The following is a 15590-nucleotide window of genomic DNA, read 5'->3' as shown; positions in this document are numbered from 1 at the left end:
TGATTTACAGCGAAAAACCGCCTTACGCGGCTTCGTCCTTCTTGGCGTAGGCTGCGAACACGCGGGCAAGCTGGCTTGCCGGTGCTGCAACGACCGTGGCGACGCGCGTTGCCGGGGCTGCAATGAGGCCCAGGAGCTTTGCACGCAGCTCGTCGAGCGAAGGCAGGGTCGCAAGCGACTTGACTGCTTCTGCGTCGAGCGTGGTCGCACCCATGGCGCCGCCGAGGACAACGAGCTTGTCGTTGGTCTTGGCGAAGTCCATGGCTACCTTCGGAGCGATCATCGGATCATTTGCATATGCAATGAGCGTCTGACCCTGGAAGAGATCAGACATCCCTTCCGACTCCGTACCCTGAAGGGCAATTTTGGCCAGGCGGTTCTTCGCGACTTTGACGGTACCGCCCGCTGCACGCATCTTCGTACGAAGATCGTTCATCTGTGCAACGGTGATGCCGGCATAGCGGGCCACGACAACCGAACCGGAAGCCTTGAAGACTTCATTCAGCTCCGTGACAAATTCGCGTTTTTCCGCTCTTTCCACTGCCTATCTCCAGTTGACAGGACCGTGACTTCTCACGGGACCTGCCGGGTTTGCCTTTGCCGCCAGGGATCCGCTTTACAAAAGAAGATCCCGAGCGACGCTCGAGGATCCTGTCCCCCCGCGCTCGGTCGAGGACCGCGGCACAGGCAAGGTAGGTTCGAACCGAATTCCGCGTCATCCGACGCTGAGTGAAATCCAGGTCTCACCCGTCTCATGCAGGCAACGTGATTAAGGCCTAACCACCTGCAATCTCGGACAGGAGTTCCGGGTTTCCCCGGAAATCCCCGGCCAGACCGGCCGGGAATTCTTGCAAGGCCCCGCCGAAGCGGTGCCGAAATTCAGGTGCCTGATCAGGCGACCGTCGACGGATCGATCTTGACGCCCGGACCCATCGTCGAAGAGATGGCAACGCGCTTGACGTAGTTGCCCTTGGCGCCCGTCGGCTTCGCCTTGATGACGGCGTCGGCGAAAGCCTTGATGTTCTCTTCCAGAGCCTTGGCGTCGAAGGAGGCCTTGCCCACGCCGGCATGAATGATGCCGGCCTTCTCGACGCGGAACTCGACAGCGCCGCCCTTGGATGCCTTGACGGCGCCGGCGACGTCCATGGTGACCGTGCCGACCTTCGGGTTAGGCATCATGCCGCGCGGGCCGAGTACCTTGCCGAGACGGCCGACGAGCGGCATCATGTCCGGGGTCGCGATGCAGCGATCGAAGTCGATCTTGCCGCCCTGGACGATCTCGACGAGGTCTTCGGCGCCGACGATGTCAGCGCCGGCAGCCTTGGCTTCATCGGCCTTGGCGCCACGGGCGAAGACGGCGACGCGAACGTCGCGGCCGGTGCCGTTCGGCAGGTTGACGACGCCGCGGACCATCTGGTCGGCGTGGCGCGGGTCGACGCCGAGGTTCATGGCGACTTCGACGGTTTCGTCGAACTTGGCGGTCGCACGCTCCTTGACGAGGGCGATGGCGTCCGACAGGGCAACGAGCTTGGTCGGGTCGATGCCTTCACGGATCTTCTGGAGACGCTTTGCAATCTTGGCCATGATCAACCTACCACTTCCAGGCCCATGGCGCGGGCGGAGCCCTCGACCATTGCCATCGCGCCTTCGATATCGGCGGCGTTGAGATCCTTCATCTTGGCTTCGGCGATCGACTTGATCTGAGCCTTGGTGAGCTTGCCGATGGAACCGCCCTTGCCGGGGGTCTTCGAGCCGGACTGGATCTTGGCTTCCTTCTTGAGGAAGTAGGTCACCGGCGGCTGCTTCATCACGAAGGTGAAGGACTTGTCCTGGTAATAGGTGATGACGACCGGGATCGGCATACCCTTTTCCATTTCCTGCGTCGCCGCGTTGAACGACTTGCAGAATTCCATGATGTTAATGCCACGCTGACCAAGCGCCGGGCCGATCGGCGGGGACGGGTTCGCCGAGCCTGCCTTGACCTGAAGCTTGAGCTGGCCTGCAACTTTCTTAGCCATTTCTCTCTGCCTTTCAGAATGCGGCCGGTTTCCCGGCCCGTGATGCCGGTCGGACGACCGGCGGCTGCGGTTGCGTGGTACGGTCAGAACGCCCGGCTAAAGGCCGCCTTCCCTTCCACGCGATTGGCGGAAACTTCCGCCGCCAGCCCTCGAAGGAGGGCTGGATTTCAGATGAGCCGCGCCGGAGGCGCCGCCGAAATCAGATTTTCTCGACCTGGGCGTATTCCAGTTCGACCGGGGTGGCGCGGCCGAAGATCGACACTTCCACCTTGAGGCGCGAGCGCTCCTCGTCGACGTCCTGCACGGTGCCGTTGAACGACGCGAACGGACCGTCGGAAACACGAACCTGCTCGCCGATCTCGAACGAGACCGAGGGCTTCGGACGATCGACGCCGTCCTGGACCTGCGACAGGATGCGCTCGGCTTCGCTGTCCGGGATCGGGACCGGCTTGTTGTCGGAACCGAGGAAGCCCGTGACCTTCGGCGTGTTCTTGATGAGGTGGTAGGCCTCATCCGTCAGGTTCGCCCGCACCAGCACATAGCCGGGGAAGAACTTGCGCTCCGAATCGACCTTACGGCCGCGACGCACCTCGACGACCTTCTCGGTCGGCACCAGGATCTTCTCGAAAAGATGCTCAAGGCCCTTCTGGCGGGCCTTGTTCTCGATGTCCTCGGCGACCTTCTTCTCGAAATTCGAATAGGCGTGGACGATGTACCAACGGGAAGCCATGTTCATCTCCAACCAATCAGGCGCTGGCGTTGAGGATGAGGCCGATCAGCCACCCCATCAACTGGTCCGCAGCGAAGAAGAACACTGCGGCCAGGAAAACCATGATGAACACCATGACGGTCGAGATCATCGTCTCGCGCCGCGAGGGCCAAGTCACTTTCGCCGTCTCGGAGCGTACCTGCTGCAGAAACGCAATCGGATTCGTTTTCGATGCCATTGAATGTCCACGCCATTACGGCACGTAAAGCTGAACTCTCAGCCCCACGCACCGCGTGTCTGTTTTGCCCTACATAAAGCCCGATTCTCTTTTTAACAAGAGGCAGCCCGGGCTTTTCGCGAATTTAGACGGCACGACGCCGCCACGCCATCCGCCCCCGTCGCTGCAAGTCGTCCGCGCTGTCCGGCTGGGAATGGCAGGGGCAGAGGGGCTCGAACCCCCGACCTGCGGTTTTGGAGACCGCCGCTCTACCAACTGAGCTATACCCCTATTTGCCTGCCGTGTCCCGGGCGAACCGCCCGTCACCGGCAAGGCATGGCGTCTTTACGGCGCACGGATCGACTTGGCAAGCCCGAAGACGAGATTTTTTCACAGGTTAGCACGCCCTCGCCCCGGCGCCGCCTCACCAGGCGAAACGAAGCCGGGCCTTGACCGTGCTGATCAGCTTCATGTCCTGCCGGCGTACGGAGGCGCCGAGGTCCAGGCAATCGAAGACGCGCTGCTCGACGCCGAATTCCGCGCCGATCCGCTTCTGGCCGCGGGCGGTCGAGCCGGTGGCGACGAGGTCGGTTCCCGTCGGCAGGGCCTGGATCCGTGCCTGCTGCGTCATGCGCACGGCGCCGCGGTCGCCGGTGCGCATGTTGGCATCGGCGGAAACCGAGGGCGTCAGGACGATGTCGAAAGAGGGCGTCGCCATCCAGCGGCGCGACAGGCCGGCGCTCGCCGAAACCCGCCCGGTCAGCGGATTGTAGCCCGCCGTGACGTTGCGCTGCGCACCGGACAGCCCCTCCCCGCGCATTTCCGCCCACAGCCGCGCATTGTCGCGCGTATCGCGGATACGGCCGGTGGAGGACGCGGTGACCGCAAGATCCACCCCGGCGCTCATCTCGGCCGCCGTCGCGGCCTTGGCCCCCAGGCGCAGGCGATAGGCATAGCCGGATAGTTTTGCCGGAGACCAGATGAGCAGCGAATCCTCCGCCCGCGCCGCGCCTGCCGGCAGAATCGCAAGAATCATCGAGAGAGCGAGCGCTGCGCGCGCCGCGCCTGCAAAAGCGTTCATGAAGGTTCAGGCCCGTGTCTGGTTGCCGTGATGCGCGCGGCGCGACCCGCCACCCGCAGGGGCGCCGCCGCAATACACGGGATCGAAACGATCCCTCGGCGCCGGGCCTGCGGCTCACCACCCGTCAGGCCATGTCGCTCCAGGCGACCCAGCAAATCTACCCGCTCGTGCCGATCGCCTCTATCCCCAGACCTGGCGAGTTATCGCCAAAGGCTAAAAAAGCATGCCATTTCAAAGCGCCTGAACGCAAAAGCCCCGCGGTTTCCCGCGGGGCCTTCGCCAGATCCAGGATCCGAAGCTTACTCGACGATCGAGGCGACGATGCCGGCGCCGCATGCAAATCGCGCTTGCGCGCCATTTGCACACTTTTTTTGCCGTCGGCAGGCTCACGCCATCGCCAGCGATCGTTACTCGACGATCGAGGCGACGATGCCGGCGCCGACGGTGCGACCACCCTCACGAATAGCGAAGCGCAGCTTCTCTTCCATCGCGATCGGAACGATCAGCTCGACGTCGACCGTCACGTTGTCGCCCGGCATCACCATTTCCGTGCCTTCCGGCAGCGTCACGATGCCCGTCACGTCCGTCGTGCGGAAGTAGAACTGCGGACGGTAGTTCGTGAAGAACGGCGTATGACGGCCGCCTTCTTCCTTCGTCAGGATGTAGGCTTCGGCCTTGAACTTCTTGTGCGGCTTGACCGAACCCGGCTTGCACAGGATCTGGCCGCGCTCGACGCCGTCACGGTTCACACCGCGCAGCAGCGCACCGATGTTGTCGCCCGCCTGGCCCTGGTCGAGCAGCTTGCGGAACATTTCGACGCCCGTGCAGGTCGTCTTCGTCGTCGGGCGGATGCCGACGATCTCGATTTCCTCACCGACCTTGACGATGCCGCGCTCGACGCGACCGGTCACGACCGTGCCGCGGCCCGAGATCGAGAACACGTCTTCGATCGGCATCAGGAACGGCTGGTCGATCGGACGCTCCGGCGTCGGGATGTAGGCGTCGACCTGGGCCATCAGCTCGCGGATCGCGTCTTCGCCGATCTTCTTGTCCGAATCTTCCAGAGCGGCCAGAGCCGAACCCTTGACGATCGGAATGTCGTCGCCCGGGAAGTCGTAGGACGACAGAAGCTCGCGCACTTCCAGCTCGACGAGCTCGAGAAGCTCGGCGTCGTCGACCTGGTCGACCTTGTTGAGGAACACCACGATCGCCGGAACGCCGACCTGGCGGGCCAGCAGGATGTGCTCGCGGGTCTGCGGCATCGGGCCGTCGGCAGCCGAGCAGACCAGGATCGCGCCGTCCATCTGGGCGGCACCGGTGATCATGTTCTTCACGTAGTCGGCGTGGCCGGGGCAGTCGACGTGCGCGTAGTGACGGTTCGGCGTCTCGTATTCGACGTGTGCCGTCGAAATGGTGATGCCGCGGGCCTTTTCTTCCGGGGCCGCGTCGATCTGGTCGTACGCCTTGAACTCGCCGAAATACTTCGTGATCGCTGCCGTCAGCGACGTCTTGCCATGGTCAACGTGGCCGATCGTGCCGATGTTTACGTGAGGCTTGTTGCGCTCAAACTTACCTTTTGCCATGTTTTTATTCCTACTGAACGAAAGTTGGGCTAACCGGCCCGTCCGGTTTGGCAGGCGTTTAAGGCTTTCGCAACGAATGCGCAAGCCTTAAATGTATGGGAGAAACATGCCGGAAACGAGCGGAGGCAAGCCAGATAGCGGATAGATCGTGATGCGGATTCGCTTTTTCAAGGCAGGATCTTAGGGCGAAGTGCTGATTCTTTTCATGAAGGAAAATTGACGCAGGCAGCGAGCCTCGCATCCAGGCGCCGGCATTTTTACCTGATAGCGTTCTTGCAATTCGCGATTTTCCGGATGTGCCGGAGGGCATCCATCGACCATGATCCGCGGCGTTTCAAGGCGGCTACCGTCGCCATGCGGTGGCCCCGACGGAACAGCGGCCTTCCCGTTCACAGCGCTGCCGCGAGCGCGGCCGGGCCGTGGTGGACGTTCCGGGTGAGGAACGCCAGGGCGGCCGCGCCGATCAGGCCGGAATTCTGGCCGAGTGCGGCGCGCGTGACGCGCACGTCCTTGAACGCGGGCATGGCCCGGTCGGATATGCAGCGCTCGATGCCGGGACGCAGGCGCTCGAACTCGTGCGAAAGCCCGCCCCCCATGATGACGACCTCGGGACTGAAGATGTGGATGAGGCTGACGAAACCCCGGCCGAGGATGCCGGCCTCCTCGTCGACAAGCCGGTTGGCAAGTTCGTCGCCGGCCCGTGCAGCGGCAAAGACGGCGCGGCTGTCTATGGTCCCGCCATCCGCGCCAAGCCGCGTCCCCGTGCAGGCAAAGGCCTGCTCCCGAGCCCGGCGGGTAAAGGCCGTACCCGATCCATAGGCTTCGAAGCAGCCGCGGTTGCCGCAGGGGCAAAGCGCGCCGTCCGGTATGACGGACATGTGACCGACATGGCCCGCCATGCCCTTGCGCCCCCGCAGCACGCGCCCGTCGGCGATGACGCCGCCGCCGATGCCGGTGCTGACGGTCACGTAGACGAGGTTCTCGAGCCCCTTGCCCGCGCCGAACTGCCATTCGCCGATGGCCGCGGCGATGCCGTCGTTCTCCAGGCTGACGGGAAAGGCGAAGCGCTTCTGCAGTTCCGCCTTCAAGGGGAAGTCGGCAAAGCCCGCCAGCGTCGGAATATCGCGCGCGACACCCGCGATCGTGTCGATCGGCCCCGGCGTGGACACACCGATTCCCACCGGTGCGGCGGTGCCTGCGGCAGCGACAAGGCCGTCGGCAAGCGCCTTGATCTGCGCCAGCACGCGCTCGGGACCTGCCATGGCGTCGGTCCGCTCCTCGGCGCGGGCGACGATCTCGCCCCGCGTGCCGACGAGCGCCGCGCGAACCTGCGTCCCGCCGAGATCGATGCCGATGGCAATCTGCTGCATGGCGCAATCCGGCGTCAGAGGGCGTGGAGCCACGCCATGCGCTCGGCAAGCGACGGCGCGTTGAATGCGAGCGAGCCGAGAACGACCGTCTCGGCGCCGGACCGGCGCAGCAGCGGCACGGTATGCTCGCGAATACCGCCATCGGCCGCCAGCACGATGCGATGGTCCGCATCGCTTTCGGCGATGATCTGCCGGGCCTCCTGCAGGCGCGTGCCCGCCGTCCCGTCGAGGCCCTGGCCCTTCACGCCGATCGCCGTGCCGAGCAGCGTGACGAAACGCAGCCGCGCCGCATGGCGGCGAAGCCGTTCGACGGGCGTCTCCACCCGCAGCACCATGCCGGCGGCGACGCCGCGGCGGTCGAGCAGGTCGAGCGCCGCGTCCGCCACGCCTTCGTTCTCGACATGGATGCTGATGAGATCGCTGCCCGCATCGGCAAACTGCTCGATCTGCGACAGCACGACCGCATCCGCCACCATGAGATGGACGTGGATGGGCCGGGCGGAGACCTTGCGCAGGCCCGCCACCAGATCCGGGAAGAACAGCAGGGCCGGCGCGAAATGGCCGTCGGCGACGTCGACATGCAGGACGTCGACATGCGGATCGACACGGGCAAGGTCATCGGCAAGCCGCACGAGATCGGCGGACCAGACGGAGAACTCGGCGATCAGGCGGTCCTTCGGCAGGTCGTCGATCCAGGATTTGGCGGGGGTCATCTCTCAGAGATCCTTCAGGAACGTGCGCATGGCATGGTGGAAATCGGCGATATACTGCGCCTTGTTCTGCGCCTTGGCGGTGATCTCCACGAAGCGGGCGGCGGGAATCCGGTCGGCAAGCGCACGCGCATAGGCGATGGGGTGGATGATGTCCCGCCCGTGGCCGATCACCAGCGTGGGGACGGCGATCCGGGCGAGGTCGGCATCGGCGACACCCGGCCCGTCGCCGGAGATCGCGGTCAGGAGGGCAGCGGTGACCGCAACGGGTTCCCGCGCGAAAAAACCTTCGAGCGAGGCCAGGTTGTCCGGCGCTTCCGCCGCCAGATGGCGGCCGGTGGCGCCGGCAAGGAAGGCCGCCCTTGCGGCCTCCGGCGGCATCCGCGCCAGCAGGCGGCCGACCTCGGCATTGGCGGCCATGGTCGGCGGCGCCGAGGCGGCCAGCCAGGCCGGCCTTGCAAGGACGAGCGCCCGGACGAGATCCGGCCGTCGCACCGCCAGGCGCACGGCAATCGCCGCGCCCATGGAAATGCCGCCAAGGACGACGGGGGCGTCGAGGGTGCGCTCGATACAACGGGCGACATCGTCGGCGAAAGTGGCCATCGACAGCCGCTCCAACGGACCGGCCTGCGACCGGCCATGGCCCCGCGCCTCGATCGTGACGCGGCGAAACCCGGATTGCGCGGGAAAGGCCTCGGCCGTCTGGCCGGCATCGCCGCAAAGGCCATGCAGGAAGACGGCCGGCGCGCCCTCGCCCGCGCTGTCGACATTGAGGCGCGTGCCGTCGTCCGTCTCGAAGGATCGGATCTCCCTCATCGCCCTGCCCCGGTGTCGGAAAGCGTCCGCGTGAGAAACGCGGCGACGCCGGCGGCCTCGTCGGCGGCAAGTCCGTGCGTGACCAGGCTGCCGGCAAAGCCGATCGCCTTCAGCCGGCCCAGATAGTGGCCGTAGTCGAGCACGCCCTTGCCGGCCGTTGCGAAGCTGCCATCCGGGTTGCGGTCCTTCGCATGCGCCATGACGATGCGGTCGGCAAGGCGGTCGATCGCGGATGCGACGATGGTCCGCCGCGCCTCGGGCGTCTCGACCTCGAAGAGATTGGCCGGGTCGAGCACGATCTTGACGCGCGGGCTCTTCATCTCGTCGATCAGCCGGCGGGCCTTCTCGGCGGAATTGACCACATTGGCAAGCTCCGGCTCGATGCCGAGATCCACGCCGTATCGCTCGGCGATCCCGACCGCCGTCTCCATGGCCTTGAGCAGGTCGCGCCAGGCCTCGGGCGTGTCATTGCCGGGATGCGCCTTCCACTGGTCCAGGGGATCGCGCGTGCCGGTGCAGAGCGTGATGAGGCCGGCCGACATCGCCGCGCAGCGCTCCGCCAGCACCGCCAGCCTGCGATGGCCGGCCTCGCGCACCGCCGGGTCGGGGTGGATCATGTTGTAGGTGCCCGACACCGCGGCGATCTCGACGCCGGTCATGCCGGCGGCATCCGCGACCGCGCGCGCCTCGGCCCCGCTGATCGCATCCGGCATGGAGGAAAGTCCCGAGCAGGCCATGTTGTATTGTGCCGAGGCAAAGCCCGCACCGGCGACCGCCTTGAGAACCGTTTCCGGCGCGCATCCCGCGAAGGTCTTGGCGAAGATGCCGAGCTTCATCACACGCCGCCCGTCATGTCGGCGAGCGCGGCGGGCCTGCCGGTCTCGACCGAGCGGGCGATCGCGACCATGGCTTGCACCGAGGCAAGGCCGTCGTCGATGCCGGCGCCCTCCATCGGCGTGCCGTCCAGAATGGTGCGGGCGAAACCCTCGACCTGGCGGCGGTAGAAATGGCCGTCGGCTCCCAGCACCCGGTGCGTCGCGCCATCGGCCTCGCGGAAGATATCCACCTCGCTCGTCTTGTAGTACCAGGGGTTATAGGTCTTGCCGAGGACGCTGCCGTTCCTGCCGTAGATCTGGAAACCTTCATGCCAGTCCATGCGCACCTGCACCGTCAGGTCGAGATGGCCGAGCGCGCCGGTGGCGAATTCAACGTCCACGAACCAGCACCAGATGCCGGCCCGTTCGGAAAGCCGCGCCTGCACGGAGACGATATCGCCGGCAAGGTAGCGGGCGGTGTCGATCAGGTGGCAGCCATGCGCCAGCATGTAATAGCGGCGCAGGTCCGCCTTCGGATTGGCCGAGGGTTTCCTCGCATTGGCGCTGGTGACGATGAGCGGCTGCACCGCATCGGTCATCGGGTAGCGGTGCGTGCTGTCGCAATACCAGGCCTTGAGCGCCACCATCTCGCCCATCTCGTCGCCAATGAAGGCCCTGGCCGCCTGCAGCCCGGCATCGAAGCGTTTCATGTGGCCGACCTGGAAGACCTTGCCGGATTTTTCGACGGCGGCCTTCAGGTCGAGGCATTCCTCCACAGTCAACCCCATGGGCTTTTCGCACAACACATGCTTGCCGGCCGCAAGCGCCCTGAGCGAGGCCGGCACATGGAAGGCATCGGCCGTCGCGATGATCACGGCGTCGAGGTCCGGATCGGCAAGCATCCTGTCGTAATCGTCGTAGGACTTCTCGGCCCCATGCGTGATCACCATGCGCTCGCGCAGGTCGTCGGCGACGTCGCAGATCGCATAGAGGTCGGCATTCACCGCCTTCGTGCAGCTCTCGAAATGCGCCGCCTGCGCAATCTGGCCCGCGCCCAAGACACCAACTCGAAGACGGCGGTCACTGTCTGATGGCATTTCTGCCCCCTTGATCATCGTTCACGGACAACGCTGCGGGCACTCGCTCACAGGGCCGCATGGGTTTGCGGGTTGAAGAAGTGCAGCTTGGCCGGGTCGATGGCGAGATCGATACGCTCGCCGGCCTTGATGGCGCTGGTGGCCCCGAACCTTGCGACCGCATTGGCGGCGCCGCTCAGGTCCTCCACCGCATCCGGATCCCCGGAATCGACGCGGGTCGCCTCGATCTTCAGATGCACGATCAACTCCGAGCCGAGCTCCTCGATCGTTCTCACCACAGCGGGAATGGTCGGATAGGCCGCGCCCGACGGCAGGCGGCTGTCGTAGAGGTCTTCGGGACGGATGCCGAAAACGACGGGCTTGCCGTCGAAGGCCGAAAGGCCGGGAACCCGCTCCCGGACACTTGCCGGCAATGGAATGGAAAAGTCCGGAAGGCGGATCGACCCGCCTTCCAGACGCCCTTCGAAAAGGTTCATCGAGGGAGAACCGATGAAGCCTGCGACGAACGCGTTGACCGGCTTGTGGTAGAGCGCCTTCGGCGTGTCCACCTGCTGCAGCACGCCGCCCTTCAGCACCGCCACGCGGTCGCCCATGGTCATCGCCTCGGTCTGGTCGTGGGTGACGTAGATGGTGGTCACGCCCAGCTGGCGCTGCAGGCTGGCGATCTCGGCGCGCATCTGCACACGCAGCTTGGCATCGAGGTTCGACAGCGGCTCGTCCATCAGGAAGGCGGCGGGCTCGCGCACCATCGCGCGGCCCATCGCCACACGTTGCCGCTGGCCGCCGGAAAGCTGCGCCGGCTTGTTCTGCAGCAATGTCTCGAGCTGCAGGATCTTCGCGATTTCGGTCACCCGCCGGGAGCGTTCCGCCTTGTCCTTTCCTGCCAGCTTCATCGAGAAGGCGATGTTGTCGAAGACGGTCATGTGCGGATAGAGGGCGTAGCTCTGGAACACCATGGCGATGTCGCGATCCTTCGGCGGCAGATCCACGACGTCCTGATCGCCGATGCTCAGCGTGCCGCTGGTGATATCCTCGAGGCCCGCGATCATGCGCAACGCCGTCGATTTTCCGCAGCCGGACGGCCCCACCAGGATCAGGAACTCCCCGTCGTGAATCGTCAGGCTCAGGTCCTTGATCGCATGGTAATTGTTTCCGTAGGTCTTGCAGATCCTGTCCAGCACAACCACAGCCAAGTCGCATCCTCCCCGCACCGTCCCCAAACACCGGCCGGCCGCCTCCACCGCCGCCATCCGGTTTTCGACAGAAGGTTCAGGACTGATTGCCAAAGTCAAGACAAAAAACGGGAAACAAGACCGTTCAGAAATCAACATATCAGGACAACACATTGATAATAAATAATTATTTACATGATAAAAGTTTATTTGCGTGACATATTATTTTTTGACGCGCGTAATTTTATAGCGCTGGAAAATCCCTCTTCCCCCAGCCGGCAGTGACGCCATGGCAGCGCTCGCCACGGTACCGAGCCGTTGGCTGCCAACTATCGATGAAACGTCTGAAGCACTTCAACGCGGTTGCGGACGCAAACCGCTCCGCACTTTTGCAGGAAGGCTCAGGCCTGGAGGGGCACAGGTACAGGCGCGTGCTCGCCCGCCATCCAGGTAAGGCACATGGCCCTGTCCGGCAGCCCCCTGCGGCCGCCATGCGAGGTCACCGAGATGGCCGCCGCCGTTGCGGCAAAGATCACGCAATCAAGCGGACTGCCGCCCTCCGCCAGCGCCAGAGCGTAGGCACCATGGAAGCAGTCCCCGGCACCGGTCGTGTCCACGGCCTGCACCCTATAGGCCGGCACATGCCAGAAGACCGGATCGCCCCTTTGCCGCAGGTAACTGCCGCGCTCGCCGTCGGTGAGCACCACGGCCGACCGATCAGGCGACCAGAGCGCTTCGAGGAGAACCCGCGGGTCGTCCTCTTTCAGGTAGGACTTGGCGAACGCGATGGGCAGCACGAGATGATCGGCGAGCGACAGGATCCGGTCGCTTGCCGAACCGATCGTCCATTCGATATCGGCCACGATCGAAAGGCCACTGCGGCGCGCCCGCGCGACCACCGCTTCCGAATGGACGGCATAACCGTCGATGAGCAGAACCGGCGCCTGGGCAAGCACGGCGTCCGGCAGGTCGGGCGACGTGCCGTGCAGCACGTCGTCGTCATAGGCTATGAAACGCTCGCCATCCGGCCCGACCGTGATGACCGACCGGATGGGCGCGGCATCGGCGTGGCGAGGCGCAAATCCCGTGCCGACGCCTTGGCGCTCCAGCTCGCGTCCGCCGACATCCTCGGGCGGGTTGCCGAGCCAGCCGATGAAGGCCGCACGCCCGCCGAGGCGGGCAACCGCGACGAGGGCGGTGGCGACGTTGCCGCCGTGGTCGCAAACGCGTTTCGTCACCTTTCCCTTCCCGGCGCAAAGCGGGCGATCGACATAGAGAATGTCGTCGACCGCAAGAGCGCCGAAGCCCAGGACGTCAAAGGCGCGCGCCACGGATCATGCCCCGGCGGCGGCCAGCGCCTCCTCCGGCCTCATGCCGGCGTGAATGACGAGCTTGAAGGCCTGCGCGGCTTTCGTCGCGTCGCCGTGGCCCCAGAGGTTGCGGCCCACCACGGCGCCCCGCGCGCCGGCCCGCAGCGCATCCGAGGCCTGTTGCAGCGCGCCGAGCAGCGTGTCGGTCTTCGGCCCGCCGGCAATGACAACCGGGATGGGGCATGTGGCGACCGTTTCGCGGAAGGACTCGAAGTCGCCGGTATAGCCGACCTTGACCACGTCGACACCCGTCTCGTAGCCGATGCGGACCGCATAGGCGATTTCATCCGGCGTGAAGACGATCTTGCCGCCGTCGGCGAAATCGCGCGGATAGATATGGGCGACGACGGGCATTTCGAAGCGTGCAGCGGCGTTTACCGTGTCGGTCAGCCAGCGGATATACTCGCCCTCCGTGTTGCCGCGCACCGGAATGGCGACGGCCAGCGCATCCGCCCCGTAGCGCACCGCATCCTCCGGGGTGGCGATGAGCTGGCGAATCCGGTCGTCGGCCGTGAAGCAGCCGGCCTGGATGACCAGCGCGGCCTTGCCGGCATAATCGGACCACAGATGGCGGGCGGCGCCCGGCTGGATGCTGACATAGTCGGGCCCGCCTGCCATCACGCGGCGCAGCGCGCCCGGCAAGTCCGCCAGGCCTCCCTCCCGCACATTTCCATAACCGACGAAATGATCGACCGCGCCGCCGAACAGGTTGCCCGAGGGGTTTGAGAACAGGCGAGAAAGGCGAATTTTGGTTCCGAGACCCATAGCAAAGGCTCCTCCATATCTGCTGACGCGGACCCTAACTCGAAAGCAAAACAACCTTCAATATTTCGAATTCTTTCATTTCGATATTAGCAGGCGATTTTTTATGCGCTATAATGATGCCTCCTGGATGAGAATGCGGCTGCAGGGAAAAATGCTGGCAAATCATCTTTTGAATTTCGAAACCAAGTGCGGAACGGCAGACGGAACGAGTTATGCTTGCAGAACAGCGACGCCAGCAGATCCTGATCGAGCTTCAACGCATTGGACAGGCCCGCACGCGCCAGCTCGCTGACCTGTTCGGCGTGTCGGAAGTCACGATCCGCTCCGACCTGGACATCATGGACGCCAGGAAGCTGCTGATAAAAACCCACGGCGGCGCCATCGCCCTGCCGGCGGATTCGCCCGCAGCCGCCTTCGAGGAGCGCATGCAGCGCAACTTCGATGCAAAGCGGCGCATCGCCCAGATGGCCGCCCGCCAGATCATCGACAACCAGTCGATCGTCTTCGACAGCGGCTCCACCCTGCTCCAGGTCGCCATGCAGATGCCGCCGGTCAAGAATGTCGTGGTGGCCACCACGGCCATGAACATCGCCCAGCACCTCATGTACCGCCCGGGCCTCGATGTGCACATGATCGGCGGCCGCGTGTTCCCGAGCACGGTCAGCACGATCGTTTCGGACTCCGACAAGGCGCTCGGCGGCCTCGTCGCGCACCAGGCCTTCGTCAGCGCGCACGCGATCGATCCGTCCTTCGATGTGGTGGACGTCTCGGAGGACATCGCCCGCACCAAGCGCAATCTGGTGCGCATGGCGCGCCGCGTCGTGCTGGTCGCCGATTCGAGCAAATGGGACATCGGCGCCTCGTCGAAGGCGTTCTCCCTTTCCCGCGTCGACCTCATCATCACCGACAGCAACATGCCGCACGGCATCCGCCATCGTCTCGAGAAGCTCGGCGTCGAGGTCCGCTACGCCTGACGTGGCGCCGCTCAGTACCCGAGCGCGCGCAGCGTCTCGCGGTTGGCGCGGACGGCGGCGGCAGGGTCCCGCCCGGCCGCGTCGGATTCCTCCTCGACGACGATCCAGCCGTTGAAACGCGGCGCGTCGCGCACCGTCTCGATCACCGCGCGCACGTCACAGGCACCCACCCCCAGCATGGCCCAGATGCCCTTGGCATCGACATCCTTCAGGTGCACGTACCGGATGCGGTCGCGGAACGCCGCAAGCGTATCGTCCATGCGCTGGCCGCCGCGCAGGATATGGCCCGTATCCGGCACCCAGCCGACCTCAGGATCGAGACGGACAAAGAGCGCATCATAATCCTCGCGCGTGAAAAGCAGCGTATTGTGATGGGAGGAGGGATGCACCGCCACGGCGACCCCGGCCGCCCGGCCGATCTCTGCCGCGCGGTTGTAGCACTCGGCCGCGACCTCGAACTTGTCTGCGCGCGCGCCGGAAGAAACCACCGTCGCCGATCCCATCGAAACGAGCGCGCCGGGGAAATGCGCGGCGAAATCCACCCAGCGCCTTGCCGTGTCGAGATCCGGGGCGAGCCGGTCCGGCAGGGTGAAGCCGCTGGACGAGCCGAAGGCGAAAGACACGAGGCTGAGCCCCGCATCCGCGAGCGTGCGGGCGAAAGCTCCGGGCTTGCCGGCATAATCGCCGATCATGGTGTCGGTGATCTCGATGCCGGAATAGCCGCCGGCGGCGATTGCCCGCACCAGGTCGTCCGGACCGCCGGTCCAGGCCTTGCCGAGCATTTCCCAGGTGAATGTCTGGCAGCCTATGTGAAGTTCGCTCATGACGGGGTCCTGACCTGTCCGTTGATCGTCGCGTCGAGATACGGGAGGCGCTCCTCCCAGTCACGGGCC

17 protein-coding genes and 1 tRNA gene are annotated in these 15590 nt (G+C 65.0%); 1 reads left to right on the top strand and 17 read right to left on the bottom strand.

Features of this window, described 5'->3' with window-relative positions; translation table 11 throughout:
• Positions 1-22: 22 nt before the first annotated feature.
• The 16 genes from rplJ to WMC41_RS07690 form a co-directional block, all read right to left on the bottom strand.
• Positions 23-541, bottom strand: a complete 519-nt coding sequence (gene rplJ, locus WMC41_RS07765) for a 50S ribosomal protein L10 (RefSeq protein ID WP_024270435.1) — start codon at positions 539-541, stop codon at positions 23-25.
• Between the two features lie 350 nt (positions 542-891).
• Positions 892-1584, bottom strand: a complete 693-nt coding sequence (rplA, locus tag WMC41_RS07760; RefSeq protein WP_244765698.1) for a 50S ribosomal protein L1 — start codon at positions 1582-1584, stop codon at positions 892-894.
• A gap of 2 nt (positions 1585-1586) precedes the next feature.
• Entirely contained in the window at positions 1587-2018 is a 432-nt protein-coding gene (rplK, locus tag WMC41_RS07755; protein ID WP_244765699.1) for a 50S ribosomal protein L11, read from the bottom strand.
• A 199-nt stretch (positions 2019-2217) separates the two neighbouring features.
• On the bottom strand, positions 2218-2748 hold the full coding sequence (gene nusG, locus WMC41_RS07750) for a transcription termination/antitermination protein NusG (protein ID WP_244765700.1): 531 nt from the start codon (positions 2746-2748) through the stop codon (positions 2218-2220).
• A gap of 16 nt (positions 2749-2764) precedes the next feature.
• On the bottom strand, positions 2765-2965 hold the full coding sequence (gene secE / locus WMC41_RS07745; RefSeq protein ID WP_244765701.1) for a preprotein translocase subunit SecE: 201 nt from the start codon (positions 2963-2965) through the stop codon (positions 2765-2767).
• Between the two features lie 194 nt (positions 2966-3159).
• Positions 3160-3235: transfer RNA gene (locus WMC41_RS07740), tRNA-Trp, on the bottom strand.
• Between the two features lie 133 nt (positions 3236-3368).
• Entirely contained in the window at positions 3369-4025 is a 657-nt protein-coding gene (locus WMC41_RS07735) for a hypothetical protein (RefSeq protein WP_432347594.1), read from the bottom strand.
• A 407-nt stretch (positions 4026-4432) separates the two neighbouring features.
• The gene (tuf, locus tag WMC41_RS07730) at positions 4433-5608 is read right to left on the bottom strand and encodes an elongation factor Tu (protein ID WP_244765691.1); all 1176 of its coding nucleotides are present in this window, start codon (positions 5606-5608) and stop codon (positions 4433-4435) included.
• A 389-nt stretch (positions 5609-5997) separates the two neighbouring features.
• Complete coding sequence (locus WMC41_RS07725) at positions 5998-6978, bottom strand: ROK family protein (RefSeq protein WP_432347592.1); 981 nt, start codon at positions 6976-6978, stop codon at positions 5998-6000.
• A gap of 14 nt (positions 6979-6992) precedes the next feature.
• On the bottom strand, positions 6993-7691 hold the full coding sequence (locus tag WMC41_RS07720) for a ribulose-phosphate 3-epimerase (RefSeq protein ID WP_272805239.1): 699 nt from the start codon (positions 7689-7691) through the stop codon (positions 6993-6995).
• 3 nt (positions 7692-7694) lie between these two features.
• Positions 7695-8504 (bottom strand): alpha/beta fold hydrolase, encoded by an 810-nt coding sequence (locus tag WMC41_RS07715; RefSeq protein ID WP_432347590.1) that lies wholly within the window; start codon positions 8502-8504, stop codon positions 7695-7697.
• Positions 8501-9340: a sugar phosphate isomerase/epimerase family protein gene (locus WMC41_RS07710; RefSeq protein WP_432347589.1), complete on the bottom strand. Its 840-nt coding sequence runs from the start codon at positions 9338-9340 to the stop codon at positions 8501-8503. Before WMC41_RS07710 ends, WMC41_RS07715 begins: the two co-directional genes overlap by 4 nt.
• The gene (locus tag WMC41_RS07705; protein ID WP_432347588.1) at positions 9340-10416 is read right to left on the bottom strand and encodes a Gfo/Idh/MocA family protein; all 1077 of its coding nucleotides are present in this window, start codon (positions 10414-10416) and stop codon (positions 9340-9342) included. The genes WMC41_RS07710 and WMC41_RS07705 overlap by 1 nt, the downstream gene beginning before the upstream one ends.
• A 47-nt stretch (positions 10417-10463) precedes the next feature.
• Positions 10464-11609, bottom strand: a complete 1146-nt coding sequence (locus WMC41_RS07700) for an ABC transporter ATP-binding protein (RefSeq protein WP_432347587.1) — start codon at positions 11607-11609, stop codon at positions 10464-10466.
• A gap of 380 nt (positions 11610-11989) precedes the next feature.
• Positions 11990-12919: a PfkB family carbohydrate kinase gene (locus tag WMC41_RS07695; protein WP_432347585.1), complete on the bottom strand. Its 930-nt coding sequence runs from the start codon at positions 12917-12919 to the stop codon at positions 11990-11992.
• A gap of 3 nt (positions 12920-12922) precedes the next feature.
• Complete coding sequence (locus WMC41_RS07690; protein WP_432347584.1) at positions 12923-13723, bottom strand: aldolase; 801 nt, start codon at positions 13721-13723, stop codon at positions 12923-12925.
• 212 nt (positions 13724-13935) lie between these two features.
• Here WMC41_RS07690 and WMC41_RS07685 point away from each other — a divergent pair, with 212 nt between their 5' ends.
• Complete coding sequence (locus tag WMC41_RS07685) at positions 13936-14697, top strand: DeoR/GlpR family DNA-binding transcription regulator (protein WP_244765711.1); 762 nt, start codon at positions 13936-13938, stop codon at positions 14695-14697.
• An 11-nt stretch (positions 14698-14708) separates the two neighbouring features.
• Here the strand turns inward: WMC41_RS07685 and WMC41_RS07680 are convergent, their stop codons facing one another.
• Positions 14709-15521 (bottom strand): sugar phosphate isomerase/epimerase family protein, encoded by an 813-nt coding sequence (locus WMC41_RS07680; protein ID WP_432347582.1) that lies wholly within the window; start codon positions 15519-15521, stop codon positions 14709-14711.
• Between the last annotated feature and the right edge of the window lie 69 nt (positions 15522-15590).

Source organism: Shinella yambaruensis (assembly GCF_050859155.1).
GTDB classification, from domain to species: Bacteria; Pseudomonadota; Alphaproteobacteria; order Rhizobiales; family Rhizobiaceae; genus Shinella; species Shinella yambaruensis.
This window is presented reverse-complemented; position numbering and strand designations above follow the sequence as displayed.

Coding starts and splice junctions, on each gene's coding strand:
- WMC41_RS07720 (WP_272805239.1), bottom strand. CDS start 7,691: ATGACCCCCGCCAAATCCTGGATCGACGACCTGCCGAAGGACCGCCTG.
- WMC41_RS07715 (WP_432347590.1), bottom strand. CDS start 8,504: ATGAGGGAGATCCGATCCTTCGAGACGGACGACGGCACGCGCCTCAAT.
- WMC41_RS07705 (WP_432347588.1), bottom strand. CDS start 10,416: ATGCCATCAGACAGTGACCGCCGTCTTCGAGTTGGTGTCTTGGGCGCG.
- WMC41_RS07710 (WP_432347589.1), bottom strand. CDS start 9,340: ATGAAGCTCGGCATCTTCGCCAAGACCTTCGCGGGATGCGCGCCGGAA.
- WMC41_RS07725 (WP_432347592.1), bottom strand. CDS start 6,978: ATGCAGCAGATTGCCATCGGCATCGATCTCGGCGGGACGCAGGTTCGC.
- WMC41_RS07680 (WP_432347582.1), bottom strand. CDS start 15,521: ATGAGCGAACTTCACATAGGCTGCCAGACATTCACCTGGGAAATGCTC.
- rplA (WP_244765698.1), bottom strand. CDS start 1,584: ATGGCCAAGATTGCAAAGCGTCTCCAGAAGATCCGTGAAGGCATCGAC.
- WMC41_RS07735 (WP_432347594.1), bottom strand. CDS start 4,025: ATGAACGCTTTTGCAGGCGCGGCGCGCGCAGCGCTCGCTCTCTCGATG.
- WMC41_RS07685 (WP_244765711.1), top strand. CDS start 13,936: ATGCTTGCAGAACAGCGACGCCAGCAGATCCTGATCGAGCTTCAACGC.
- rplK (WP_244765699.1), bottom strand. CDS start 2,018: ATGGCTAAGAAAGTTGCAGGCCAGCTCAAGCTTCAGGTCAAGGCAGGC.
- nusG (WP_244765700.1), bottom strand. CDS start 2,748: ATGGCTTCCCGTTGGTACATCGTCCACGCCTATTCGAATTTCGAGAAG.
- tuf (WP_244765691.1), bottom strand. CDS start 5,608: ATGGCAAAAGGTAAGTTTGAGCGCAACAAGCCTCACGTAAACATCGGC.
- secE (WP_244765701.1), bottom strand. CDS start 2,965: ATGGCATCGAAAACGAATCCGATTGCGTTTCTGCAGCAGGTACGCTCC.
- WMC41_RS07690 (WP_432347584.1), bottom strand. CDS start 13,723: ATGGGTCTCGGAACCAAAATTCGCCTTTCTCGCCTGTTCTCAAACCCC.